Origin of the sequence: Hyphomicrobium zavarzinii ATCC 27496, from assembly GCF_000383415.1 — a bacterium.
Lineage (GTDB): Bacteria > Pseudomonadota > Alphaproteobacteria > Rhizobiales > Hyphomicrobiaceae > Hyphomicrobium_C > Hyphomicrobium_C zavarzinii.
This window is the reverse complement of sequence record NZ_KB911263.1, coordinates 161,306-172,986: the sequence shown is the minus strand read 5'-3', so window position 1 is coordinate 172,986 and position 11,681 is coordinate 161,306. Positions and strand designations below refer to the sequence as shown.

General features: G+C 65.1%; 11 protein-coding genes. 3 read left to right on the top strand and 8 right to left on the bottom strand.

Annotated features, from left to right (window positions below):
* On the top strand, positions 1-1,788 hold a 1,788-nt coding region (locus F812_RS0120390; RefSeq protein ID WP_020087837.1), incomplete at its 5' end, for a YadA family autotransporter adhesin.
* Between the two features lie 69 nt (positions 1,789-1,857).
* Here the strand turns inward: F812_RS0120390 and F812_RS0120385 are convergent.
* The 4 genes from F812_RS0120385 to F812_RS0120370 are packed head-to-tail and all read right to left on the bottom strand — an operon-like array spanning position 1,858 to position 5,463.
* Positions 1,858-2,721 (bottom strand): metal ABC transporter permease, encoded by an 864-nt coding sequence (locus F812_RS0120385; RefSeq protein ID WP_020087836.1) that lies wholly within the window; start codon positions 2,719-2,721, stop codon positions 1,858-1,860.
* Complete coding sequence (locus tag F812_RS24855) at positions 2,718-3,587, bottom strand: metal ABC transporter permease (RefSeq protein ID WP_020087835.1); 870 nt, start codon at positions 3,585-3,587, stop codon at positions 2,718-2,720. Before F812_RS24855 ends, F812_RS0120385 begins: the two co-directional genes overlap by 4 nt.
* Positions 3,588-3,589: 2 nt before the next feature.
* Positions 3,590-4,525, bottom strand: a complete 936-nt coding sequence (locus F812_RS0120375; protein ID WP_020087834.1) for a manganese/iron ABC transporter ATP-binding protein — start codon at positions 4,523-4,525, stop codon at positions 3,590-3,592.
* On the bottom strand, positions 4,522-5,463 hold the full coding sequence (locus F812_RS0120370; RefSeq protein ID WP_026868314.1) for a metal ABC transporter substrate-binding protein: 942 nt from the start codon (positions 5,461-5,463) through the stop codon (positions 4,522-4,524). The genes F812_RS0120375 and F812_RS0120370 overlap by 4 nt, the downstream gene beginning before the upstream one ends.
* 229 nt (positions 5,464-5,692) lie before the next feature.
* Between F812_RS0120370 and F812_RS0120365 the strand changes: the two genes are divergently transcribed.
* Together F812_RS0120365 and F812_RS0120360 are read left to right on the top strand one after the other, a co-directional pair.
* On the top strand, positions 5,693-6,409 hold the full coding sequence (locus F812_RS0120365) for an adenosylcobinamide amidohydrolase (protein ID WP_020087832.1): 717 nt from the start codon (positions 5,693-5,695) through the stop codon (positions 6,407-6,409).
* 132 nt (positions 6,410-6,541) lie between these two features.
* Complete coding sequence (locus tag F812_RS0120360) at positions 6,542-7,957, top strand: DUF6513 domain-containing protein (protein ID WP_020087831.1); 1,416 nt, start codon at positions 6,542-6,544, stop codon at positions 7,955-7,957.
* 27 nt (positions 7,958-7,984) lie between these two features.
* Here the strand turns inward: F812_RS0120360 and F812_RS0120355 are convergent, their stop codons facing one another.
* The 4 genes from F812_RS0120355 to F812_RS0120340 are packed head-to-tail and all read right to left on the bottom strand — an operon-like array spanning position 7,985 to position 11,644.
* A complete protein-coding gene (locus F812_RS0120355; RefSeq protein ID WP_020087830.1) occupies positions 7,985-8,743 on the bottom strand; it encodes an iron ABC transporter ATP-binding protein in 759 nt (252 codons plus the stop codon).
* A complete protein-coding gene (locus F812_RS0120350) occupies positions 8,740-9,714 on the bottom strand; it encodes an iron chelate uptake ABC transporter family permease subunit (protein WP_020087829.1) in 975 nt (324 codons plus the stop codon). The genes F812_RS0120355 and F812_RS0120350 overlap by 4 nt, the downstream gene beginning before the upstream one ends.
* On the bottom strand, positions 9,698-10,660 hold the full coding sequence (locus F812_RS0120345) for an ABC transporter permease (protein ID WP_020087828.1): 963 nt from the start codon (positions 10,658-10,660) through the stop codon (positions 9,698-9,700). Before F812_RS0120345 ends, F812_RS0120350 begins: the two co-directional genes overlap by 17 nt.
* A gap of 42 nt (positions 10,661-10,702) precedes the next feature.
* A complete protein-coding gene (locus tag F812_RS0120340; RefSeq protein ID WP_020087827.1) occupies positions 10,703-11,644 on the bottom strand; it encodes a siderophore ABC transporter substrate-binding protein in 942 nt (313 codons plus the stop codon).
* Between the last annotated feature and the right edge of the window lie 37 nt (positions 11,645-11,681).

Genomic DNA, 11,681 nt, shown 5'->3' with positions numbered 1-11,681 from the left:
TCCGGCAATGTGGTCACCGGCTCTGACAACAACACGACTGGGACCGGGACGGGTAACGTCGTGACCGGTTCGCGCAATGCTGCGAACGGCGTGCTGTCGGGCAACGTGGTGACGGGTGACGACAACCAGGGTTCCGGCACGGGCACAGGTAACATCGTGACCGGCTCGCGGAACGTGGCTGCTGGTGTCGGGTCGGGCAATGCGGTGAGCGGCGACGACAACAATACGACCGGCACGGGCACGGGCAATATCGTGACTGGCTCGCGCAATGCTGCGAACGGCGTGCTGTCGGGCAACGTGGTGACGGGTGACGACAACCAGGGTTCCGGCACGGGGACTGGCAATATCGTCACCGGCTCGCGGAACGTGGCAGCGGGTGTCGGGTCGGGCAATGTGGTCACGGGCTCTGACAACAACACGACGGGGACCGGGACGGGTAACGCTGTCGGCGGCAGCCGGAACTCGGCGAAGGGCGTGGGCACCGGTAACGTCGTGCTGGGCGATGACAACAACGCCGAAGGCACAGCATCCGGCAACGTCGTGACCGGTGACGGCAACCAAGCGAGCGGCGTGGGCTCGGGCAACGTGGTGAGCGGCGACAACAACGGCGCGGAAGGCCTCGGCGTTGGCAACTTCGTCGGAGGCTTCAGCAACTACGCGCAAGGCGCATTCTCCGGTAATTTCGTCGCGGGCATCGGCAACCAGGCGAGCGGCATCGGCTCCGGCAACCTCGTCGTCGGCGTAGGCAATCAGGCCAGCGGTCTCGGCGTGGGCAACGGCGTGGCCGGTTTCAATAACCAGGCCAGCGGCGCGCTTTCCGGCAACGGCGTCGGCGGCAACAACAATCAGGCCAGCGGCTTCGCGTCGGGCAACCTCGTCGGAGGAAATCGGAACAGCGCTTCCGGCGTTGCAACGGGCAACGTGGTGACGGGCGACGACAACCAGGCTTCGGGCACCGGCACAGGCAACGCCGTCAGCGGCAGCCGCAACGTCGCGTCCGGTGTGGGCTCCGGCAATGGATTGAGCGGCAGCGACAACGTTTCGGTCGGCACAGGCGCTGGGAACGGACATGTTGCCTCTCGCACGATCTCGGTCGGCAACAACACGCTGGCATCGGAAGACGACGCGATTGCTGTCGGTACGGACGCGGCAGCGTCCGGCGTGGCGGCGATCGCCATCGGCCAGGGTGCTGTTGCGACCGGGTCCGTCGCGATCGGCCGGGTCGCGCGTGCCTCGAACGGTGGCGCGGCGTTCGGCGACAACAGCACGGCCACCGGCGCGAATGCCACGGCGGTCGGTCCGGGCGCGACGGCGACGCATTCCAACTCGTCCGCCTTTGGAACGGGCGCGCAGACGACGACCTTCAACGAGATCGTCATCGGCCGCGGCACGGAGACTTACACGACGCCGGGCATCACGTCGGCGCTCAGCAAGTCGCGCCAGACGGGTCCGCTCGAAGTGGTGACGTCGGACAAGGCCGGGCATCTCGCGACGGACGGCGGCTCCATCTTCGAGCGCCTCGACGAATCCGAATCCGGCATCGCGCTCGCAATCTCCATGGAGAATCCGGATCTGATCGCGGGGGAGAAGTTCGGCATCGCCTTCAACGCGGGCTTCTATGAAGGTGCGCAGGCGCTCAGCTTCAGCGCACAAGGCGTGATGGGCTACAACGTGTTCACCGATGGCGACCGCGTGACGTTCTCGGGCGGCATCGGTGTGGGGCTGGAAAACGGACGGGGCAGCGACGTGGTCGGCGGGCGTGTGGGCGGCCAGATCACCTGGCGGTAAGCGCCCGTTCGAGGCAGACGTGTGTGCGGGGCTTGTAATCGGCGAGGGCCGGTTGCAGGCCCCGTCTCGTCAGGGCGTGCTGCTGCTCTTCGCCGGGAGCCTTCGGCGCAGGAGGCCGGTTCGGGGGGCTAGCAGGAAAGCGGCGACGAAGGCGGCTGCCTGGATCAGCACGATGCAGGGACCGGTGGCGCCGTCGATGTGGAAGCTCACGAGCGTGCCGATCACGCTCGATCCGACGGCGACGGCGGCGGATATGGCGAGCATGCGCTCGAAGCGGTCGGTGAGCAGGTAGGCCGTGGCGCCCGGCGTTATGAGCATGGCGACGACGAGAATGACGCCGACCGCCTTCAGCGCTGCGACGATGGTGAGCGACAGCAGCACGAGCAGGCCGTAGTGGATGAGCCGGACAGGAAGGCCGATGGCGCGGGCGTGCTGGGGATCGAAGCAATAGAGGAGGAGGTCGCGCCGCTTCGCCAGCACGATGAGCAGGGTCACGCCGGCGATCAGTCCGGTTTCCATGACGTCGCGCCAGGTGACGCCCAGCATGTTGCCGAACAGGATGTGGTTCAGGTGCTGGTCTGTCTCGACCTTGGTCATGAGCACGAGCCCAAAGCCGAACATGCCGGAGAAGACGATGCCCATGACAGTATCTTCTTTCACGCGGCTGTTTTCCTTGAGATAGCCCGTGAGCAGCGCGCAGGAGAGGCCGGCGGCGAAGGCGCCGACAGCCAGGGGAAGGCCGGTGACGAAGGCGAGCACGATGCCCGGAAGAACGGCATGGGAAATGGCGTCGCCCATCAGCGACCATCCGCGCAGGACGAGATAGCACGAGAGAACCGAGCACACCGCACCGATGAGAACGGCCGCAATGAGCGCGCGCTGCATGAACTCATAGGCGAGGGGCGCGGTGAAGAAGTCGAGGATGGCGGTCATTGCGCGGCTTTTCCCGTGGCGTCGCCGGACGTCGCGGCCTGCCTGCGGGCGGCCAGCATCCCGTGCTTGGGGGCGAGGAAGAACGCGGCAAGGAAGAGCAGGGTCTGCAAGGTGACGATCACGCCGCCTGTCGCGCCGTCGATGAAGAAGCTGAGATAGGCGCCGAGGATGCTCGTGCCCGCGCCGATCGCCACGCTGAGGGCGAGGAGCTTGCCGAAGCGGTCGGTCAACAGATAGGCGGTGGCGCCCGGTGTTACCACCATGGCGATGACCAGACACGCGCCGACGGTTTGCAGCGCGGCCACCGTGCAGGCGCTGAGCAGCGTGAAGAACAGGATCTTGAGCAGCGCCGGGTTGAGACCGACCGAGCGCGCATGGGCCTCGTCGAAAAAGGCGACCATCAGGTCCTTCCACTTGAGCAGAAGGACGGAAAGCGAGATCGCGGAGATGGCGACGACCTGGAAGGCGTCTTCGTCAGAGATGCCGAGGATGTTCCCGAGCACGATCGACTGCACGTTGACGGCAGTTGGATTTATGGAGACCAGCAGGAGACCCGCTGCGAAGAAAGCGGTGAACACGATGCCGATGACAGCATCCTCCCGCAGTTTGCTCTGCTGGCGCACGAACCACATGCCGACTGCGGCGAGCAGGCCGGCGAAGAAGGCGCCGGCGGCGAAGGGAATCTGGAGGAGATAGGCCCCGGCGACGCCCGGCACGATGGAGTGAGCGAGCGCGTCGCCCATCAACGACCAGCCTTTGAGCATCAGGTAAGCGGAGAGGAAGGCGCAGGTGGCGCCGACGAGACCGCTCACCCACATGGCCTTGACCATGTAGTTGTATTCGAAGGGGACCAGGAGCTCACCCATGGTCAGGGGCCTTTCTTGGACTCTTCCGTGCCGCGGCGCGGATCGTTGCGGTCGCCGTAGAAGACCACTGGACGTTCGTCGTCGGTGAGCACGGTGACGGCACGGCGGTCGTCGTCCGCATGGAGATCGGAGCCGCCGAGCTTGAAATGACGCAGCACGCCGCCGAACGCCTTCTCCAGGTTGGATTGGGTGAAGGTGGTGGCAGTGGGCCCGGCCGCGAGCAGCTTGCGGTTGATCAGCACCACCTGATCGCAGAAGTCCGGCACGCTGCCGAGGTTGTGCGTCGAGACCAGCATAAGATGGTTGCGTGCGCGCAGATCCCGCAGGAGCTCGATGATGGCGCTTTCGGTCTTGACGTCCACGCCGGTGAAAGGCTCGTCGAGCAGGATGATGGGGCTCTGCTGGGCGAGCGCGCGGGCGAGAAAGACGCGCTTCTTCTGGCCGCCGGACAGCTCGCCGATCTGGCGCTTGCGGAAGCTCGTCATGGAGACGCGTTCGAGGGCTTCGTCCACGCGGCGGCGGTCTTCCTTGGAGGCAATGCGCAGAAAGCCCATGTGGCCGTAGCGGCCCATCATCACCACGTCCTCGACGAGCACGGGGAAGTTCCAGTCCACGTCCTCGCTTTGGGGGACATAGGCGACGAGGTTGGCCTTCAAGGCCGCGTCGACGGGAAGGCCCGCAATGCGGATCTCTCCGCGGGTCGGGCGCACGAAGCCCATGATGGACTTGAAGAGGGTGGATTTGCCGCTGCCGTTCACGCCGACGAGGCCGCAAATGGTGCCCGCAGACAGCGAAAAGGACACGTCGTCGAGGGCGACGTGTCCATTGCTGTAGACGACGGTGACGTTGCGGACGCCGATGGAGGGGGCTCGGCCCGGCGGAACTCCTGTTGCAGGGCTTTTTCGATGCGCGCCGGCCGTTTCGAGGCTTTCGGTCAAGATGTGAAACCTTCGACGATCGTTTCCACGGTGACTTTCAGGAGGTCGATGTAGGTCGGAACGGGGCCGTTCGCGGCGCTCAGGCTGTCCACGTAGAGCACGCCACCGTAGCGGGCGCCTGTCTCCTTGGCCACTTGCTTCGCGGCCTTGTCGGAGATTGTGCTTTCGCTGAATACGACAGGGATCTTGTTGGCACGGACGAGGTCGATCACCTTGCGGACCTGCTTGGGCGTGCCCTGCTCGTCGGCGTTGATGGGCCAGAGAAACGCTTCGCGCATGTCGTAGTCGCGGGCCAGATAGCTGAAGGCGCCTTCGCTCGAGACCAGCCAGCGCTGGGCTTCCGGGATGGCACCGATGCGGGCGCGGAGCGGGGCGTCCAGCTCCTTGATCTTTGCTGCGTAGGCGGCCGCGTTGGCATTGTAGGCTTCGGCATGATCCGGATCATGCTGCACCAGGGCCTTGCGAATGTTCTCGATGTAGACGAGCGCGTTGGAGGGCGACATCCAGGCGTGCGGATTGGGCTTGCCCGTATAGGGGCCGTCGGTGATGCCCATGGGCTCGATGCCGTCACTCACGACGGCGCTGGGCACGTCCTTCACGTTCTCGAAGAACTTCTCGAACCAGCGTTCGAGGTTCATGCCGTTCCACAGCACGAGGTCGGCGGACTGGGCTTTGACGATGTCGAGCGGGGTCGGCTGGTAGTCGTGGATTTCGGCGCCGGGCTTGGTGATGGATTCGACGACGGCCGACGTTCCGGCGACGTTCTGGGCGATGTCCTGGATCACGGTGAAGGTCGTGACGACGCGGAAGGGCTTGGCCTTCTTTTCGTCTGCGGCGCGGGAAGGGGCCAGCAGGGCCGCCAGGGCGAGCAAAATGAAGCCCGCGATCGCTCCCATCAGAATGGAGCGGCGGATTTCTCCCGTTGCGGCAGGCTGCATGCAGGACTCCTGGATTGCATCGCTCCTTTATGCATATGCGAATGATTTGCAACTGTCAATGGGCGCCCTTCGGCGGAGCCTCGCACGGCGCGGCGCTTGCGCGCCGGAATTGCGGGCGCGGGACAGGTTTTCTCCCCATGGTTCCGGCCTTCGCTTGACCGGCCAGCGTTTTTTCGAGACGGTCTCCGCCGTTACGATCGAGACTTCCCACGCTGAAAGTGCTCCCCGCTTGAACCTGCCCTTTTCGATCTCATTTCGAGCGCCGCTTCTGGTCGCGACCTTTGACGCGCCTCAGGCGATGCTGAGCTGGTCGCTCACGAAGCCCGGGTTTCAAGACGCGCAGCGCGTGGCGTGGCTCGAAGTCCGGAACGTGGATCTCCCCGCCTCGGAGGATCCCCTCGTGAGCATCGAGCGGCTGATGCGGGATCATCATATCGAGGACGCCGTCACGCTGATCACCTCGCGCAACGTCGCGCGCCATCATCTCTTTCAGGCGACTGTGGAGGGGGAGACGGCGACGTGCCTCGCGACCGTCGGGCTCTCGAACGGGGAGCGTGTGGGGGAGCGGTGTGCCGAGCCGGTGTGGCTGCCGGGGACGGTCAATACGCTCGTCCATGTCTCCTCGCCGCTGACGCCGGGCGCGTTGGTCGAGACGGTCTCGATCGTGGCTCAGGCGCGGACGGCCGCCATCCTCGATACGGACGTGCGCCGGGCGGGCGCGGCCATCACGGGGACCGGTACGGATTGCATTGTCGTGGCGGCGCCCAGGGGGGCGCACGGCGCGCGGTTCGCCGGGCTTCACACGGCGATCGGAGAGGCCGTCGGAAAGGCGGTCTATCGGGCCGTCGCCGAAGGTGCAGAGACGTGGCGGCGCGATTTCACGGCGCTGGTGGGAGATTCGGCCGCAGCCCGCCTGGCGGATGGGGCAGGCCGTCCGGACGCCTGATTCCGGGCATTGCGGGTGGCCTTGCCTTAACGACGGCTGCTTCTGACACTGCCACTCATGACGGGTGGCGTTGCGCTGGGGGCGGCCGGCGTGCCATGAGCAGAAAAGCAGAGGACGATTGAGAGGCAGGCGATGGCCGAGCGTGTGGTGCTTGTAACCGGGTCGCTGGCGGAGCCGCGCGTGAAGCGCGTGGCTGAGCAGGTGGCGAGCGATAAGCTCGATCCCGTCGTCGCCAACGTCGGCGTCAAAGTCGCCGCGTTGATGACCACGGACATCGTGGAGCGGCGCCTGACATTGCCGGAAGGGGCCGACCGGGTGGTGATGCCCGGCCGCTTCCGTGGCGATCTGGACCGCCTCTCGGATCACTTCGGCACGCGTTTCGAGCGCGGGCCGGACGAGGTGGCCGATCTGCCGGAATATCTCGGGCATGCGCGCGAGAAGGTCGATCTCTCCCAGCAGAACGTCACGATCTTTGCGGAGATCGTGGATGCAACTTTGATGACCCCGGCGGAGATCGTCGAGCGTTCAAGGAAGCTGCGGGCGGACGGCGCGGACGTGATCGATCTCGGCTGCCTGCCGGATAGCCCGTTTCCTCATCTCGAGGAGGCGATTGCGGCGCTGCAGGCGGATGGCGTGCGGGTGAGCGTCGATTCCTTCAATGCCGAGGAGCTGTCGCGCGCCACCAAGGCTGGAGCGGACTTCCTGCTCAGCCTTTCCGAGAAGACGATCGGCATCGCGGACGAAGGACCCGCCGTACCGATCCTGGTCTCGGCGGGCGCGGCGGATGCCGCTTCGCTCGATCGCGCCATCGACATGATGATTGCGAAGGGGAAGCCTTTTTATGCGGATCCCATTCTCGATCCTATCCACTACGGGTTCGCGGCTTCGGTGGCGCGCTATGTGGACCTGCGCAAGCGGCGGCCGGACGTGCCGATCCTGATGGGCATCGGTAACGTCACCGAGCTCACAGACGCGGACACGACCGGCATCAATGCGCTGCTGATGGGACTGTGCTCGGAGCTCGACATCACGGCGGTGCTGGCCGTGCAGGTGAGCCCGCATTGCCGCACGGCGATCCGCGAGTTCGATCGCGCGCGGCGCGAATATTTCGCGGCCAAGAAGGCCAACTCGCTGCCGCAGGGTTTCGGCATGGGGCTGATGGCGCTTCGGGATCGGCGCGGCTTTGCCTCCACGCCGGAGGAGATCCGCACGCTTGCGACCCAGATCCGCGACGTGAACTATCGCATCGAGGTCGCGGAGGACGGCATCCACATCTACAACAAGAACGGACATCACGTGTCCGACGATCCGTTCCAGCTCTACCCGCATCTCGAGACGCGATCGGACGCGGGCCACGCCTTCTATCTCGGAGTCGAGACCGCGCGCGCGGAGATCGCCTACCGTCTCGGCAAACGCTATGCGCAGGACGAGCCGTTGCCGTTCGGCGTCGTCGGCGAGACGCGCGGCTCTGCGGAGGATGCGCACCTGATGAAGTTCAAGGAAGCGGGCTCGACCTTCAAGAAGGACGAGAAGTCCGGGAAAGGCTGAGGCTCTGCGCGCCGGTGGCTGTTTGGGCTAGAGGTAGTACAGCCCCACGCGGTGGCCATCGACCTCGTGGATGGCGATGTCTATGCCGAAGATCTCACGCAGAACGTCGGTTCTCACGATCTCCGCAGGCGAGCCCTGGCGCACGACGATGCCATCTCGCATGGCCACGATGCGGTCCGAATAGATGGATGCGAAATTTATGTCGTGGATGACGATGACGAAGGTCTTTTTCAGGTCATCGGCGATGCGCCGCAACAGCTTCATCATGCCGACCGCGTGCTTCATGTCGAGATTGTTCAAGGGTTCGTCGAGCAGCACGTAGTCGGTGTTCTGGCACAGAACCATGGCCACGAAGGCCCGCTGGCGCTGGCCGCCGGAGATCTCGTCCAGAAAGCGGTCCGCGATGTCGTCGAGCGCCAAATAGCTGATGGCTTCCGAGACCATCCTCTGGTCCTCGGCGGTCATGCGGCCTTTGGAATGAGGGTAACGCCCGAAGGCCACGAGATCGCGAATGGTGAGGCGGGCGGCGATGTGGTTGTCCTGCCGCAGGATCGAGAGGCGGCGCGCGAGCACGTCCCCGGCGGTGGTTGCAACATCGAGGCCATCGACCGTGACCGAACCGGCTGTCGGCGTCAGCAGGCGGCTGATGAGCGCGAGCAGCGTTGACTTGCCCGCTCCGTTCGCGCCGATGATGGACGTGATGCCGCCGCGCGGGAGGCTGAGCGAGACGTTGTCGACGACAACGGCGCTGCCGTAGCTCTTCGTCAGGGCCTTTGTCTCGATCATCGTTGTGCACTTCTAAGGGTGAGAATGATGAAGGCGATGCCGCCAGCGAACTCGATAATGATGCTGAGGGCGGTTTCGAAGGCGAACACCCGCTCGAGGACGATCTGGCCTCCGACGAGGGTGAGGATGGCGAGCAGGATGGCCACCGGCAGAACATGGATATGTTTGGATGAGCCGGTGATCTGATAAGCGAGGCTCGCGATGAGCAAGCCAAAGAAGGTAACCGGGCCGACGAGGGCGGTCGAGACCGAGACGAGGACGGACACGATCACGAGGATCAGTGTCACGGTCGCCTTGTAGTCCACGCCGAGGCTGATGGCGGCGTCGCGTCCGAGCGCCAGCACGTCGAAGGTGCGAAGGTGGCGCCAGCCGAGCAACGTGGCGGCGACGAGAGCGACGGCTGAGATGAGCAGCACGTCGCTGTGCACGGTGTTGAAGTTGGCGAAGAGGCGGTCCTGCAGCACCACGAACTCGTTCGGCGCCATGATGCGCTGCATAAGGTTCGAGAGGCTGCGAAAGAGAACGCCGAGCACGAGCCCCACCAGAAGAACCAGATGCAGGCTCTGCATGCGGCCCGAGAACAGCGCGCGGTATAGCATCCAGGAGAAGGCGATCATGGCGGCGCATTGGGTGAGAAACAGCGCCTGCGGGCCGAGTGTCGTGACGCGGGAGCTGCCGACCGCGAAGACGAGGCTCGTTTGGATCAGGATGTAGAGGGAGTCCAATCCCATGATCGATGGGGTGAGGATGCGGTTGGCGGTCACCGTCTGGAACAGGACGGTTGAGACGGCGATGGCGTAGGCCACGAGCGCCATGGCCGCGAGCTTGGTGCCGCGGAAGGGAAGCACGAAATCCCATTGACCTTTGGCGCCGACCGTCATGAACGCGACGGCGGCGAGCAGGGTGGCGACGGCGAGCGCCGCGATGACCTGCAGCGGGCGGCGGTGGGCGGGATCAAGCCAGGCGAGCATGTTTGCGCAACAGGAGATGGAGGAAGAGGGCGCTGCCCACGACGCCGAGCATGGTCCCGATGGGGATCTCGTAAGGCGCGTTGATCAGGCGTCCGGCGATGTCGCAGGCGAGCACGAGCCCCGCGCCGAGGAGCGCCACCCATGGCACGGTGCGCCGGACGTTGTCGCCCAGGGTGAGGCTTACGAGGTTCGGCACCACGAGCCCGAGGAAGGGGATCATGCCGACGGTTACGACGACGACGGCCGTCACCACCGAGACGATGATCAAGCCCATAGAGACGACCGAGCGATAGTCGAGCCCGAGATTGACGGTGAAATCCCGCCCCATGCCGGCGACGGTGAAACGATCGGCCATGAGATAGGCGATCACGGTCAAGGCGAACGCGAGCCAGAGCAACTCGTAGCGGCCGCTCAGGATCATCGAGAAGTCGCCCGTGCTCCAGGATTCGAGCGACTGGATCAGCTCGAACCGGTAGGCGATGAAGGTTGCGACCGCGTTGATGACGCCGCCGAGAAGGATGCCGATGAGCGGCACGATGAGGGTCGAGTGCAGGGGGAGCCGCTGGAGGATGCGAAGAAAGATCGCGGTTCCGGCGAGGGCGAAGATGGATGCCACGATCAGCTTTACGAAGATGGGCGCGCCGGGAGCTGCGATGAGCACGGTAAGAAAGCCGAGCTTCGCGGCTTCGACCGTTCCCACGGTTGACGGCTCGGCAAAGCGATTGCGGGCTAGCATCTGCATGAGGGTGCCTGAAACCGCCATCGCGGTACCTGCGAGAATAAGCGCAAGCGTTCGCGGAAGCCGGCTGATGAGAAGGACCTGCATGGGGCCGTCCTGCCATCCGGATTCGAGCAACGTGGAAAGGGTCACGTCGCTTGCGCCGATGAACAGGCTCGTGAGCGCGAGGCTCACGACGATGGCGATGCCCAGGGCGATGGGGAGCATGGCGGTGTTCGCTCGATAGTTTGGCGGACGGGGCGGCGGGTGCTATTTCCGTTCGATCGCCTGGGCGATCTGCTCGACGCAGTTCTGAAGCGACGGCAAGCCGCCGCCCACGAGATACCAGCGCACGGGATCGAGATAGACGACCTGCTTCTTCTGCCAGGCCGTGGTGCGGGCGATGAGGGGATTTTCGAGCAACTGGGCTGCGGGTTGTCCGGTGCGTCCCACGGCGAGGTCTCTGTCGATCACGAACAGCCAGTCGGGGTTCGCTTTGAGGATCAGCTCGAAAGAGATGCCTTGTCCGTGCACCGCCTTATCGAGGCTCTCGACAGCCGGCGCGAAGCCGAAATCGCGATGCACGGCGCCGAAGCGCGAGACGGGGCCGTAGGCGCTCATCTTTCCGCCGGTGGTCAGAACGATGAGGCCTTTGCCGGCGGTTGCAGATTTCGTGCGCAAGGCCGCAATCGAGGCTTCGAGCTTGCCGATCAGGGCCTCGACCTCGGTTTCCTTGCCGAAGATGCGTCCGAGGGTGCGCGCGTTGGCAAGCGCGCTCGCCACATAGTTGGCTTCGTCGACCGTGAGATCGATGGTCGGCGCGATCCTGGCGAGCTCGGGAAGCTTCGGCCCGGAGCGGGCGGCGACGATGATCAGGTCCGGCTTGATGGCGTTAATGGCCTCGTAGTCTGGCTCGAACAGGGTCCCGGCCTTGACGTAGGCTGCGTCCTTGTACTTCGCGAGGTGATCGGGCAGCAGCGTTCCGATCACTCCGGTGACGGGCACGCCGAGCGCGTCGAGCGTCTCCAGTGAGGTGAAGTCGAGCGTGACGACGCGCTGGGGCCTTGCCGGCAGCGTGATCTCGCCTTGCACGTGTTTGACGACGACTGGCTCGGCCCGGGCGGGCGCAGCGAGACCGATCAGGGCGAGGCAGGCTGCCGCGAGGGCACTCACGCGGATCTTGTGCCAGCGCACGCAGATGAGACCGATCACGAGGTTTCCTTTCGGTTGGATGAGAGGCAGGGCCGCG

What these genes read in the sequence shown, in the direction of transcription:
- F812_RS0120350 (WP_020087829.1), bottom strand. Translation starts at nt 9,714, where the DNA reads ATGCTCGCCTGGCTTGATCCCGCCCACCGCCGCCCGCTGCAGGTCATC.
- F812_RS0120370 (WP_026868314.1), bottom strand. Translation starts at nt 5,463, where the DNA reads ATGCAGCCTGCCGCAACGGGAGAAATCCGCCGCTCCATTCTGATGGGA.
- F812_RS0120355 (WP_020087830.1), bottom strand. Translation starts at nt 8,743, where the DNA reads ATGATCGAGACAAAGGCCCTGACGAAGAGCTACGGCAGCGCCGTTGTC.
- F812_RS0120360 (WP_020087831.1), top strand. Translation starts at nt 6,542, where the DNA reads ATGGCCGAGCGTGTGGTGCTTGTAACCGGGTCGCTGGCGGAGCCGCGC.
- F812_RS24855 (WP_020087835.1), bottom strand. Translation starts at nt 3,587, where the DNA reads ATGGGTGAGCTCCTGGTCCCCTTCGAATACAACTACATGGTCAAGGCC.
- F812_RS0120345 (WP_020087828.1), bottom strand. Translation starts at nt 10,660, where the DNA reads ATGCTCCCCATCGCCCTGGGCATCGCCATCGTCGTGAGCCTCGCGCTC.
- F812_RS0120385 (WP_020087836.1), bottom strand. Translation starts at nt 2,721, where the DNA reads ATGACCGCCATCCTCGACTTCTTCACCGCGCCCCTCGCCTATGAGTTC.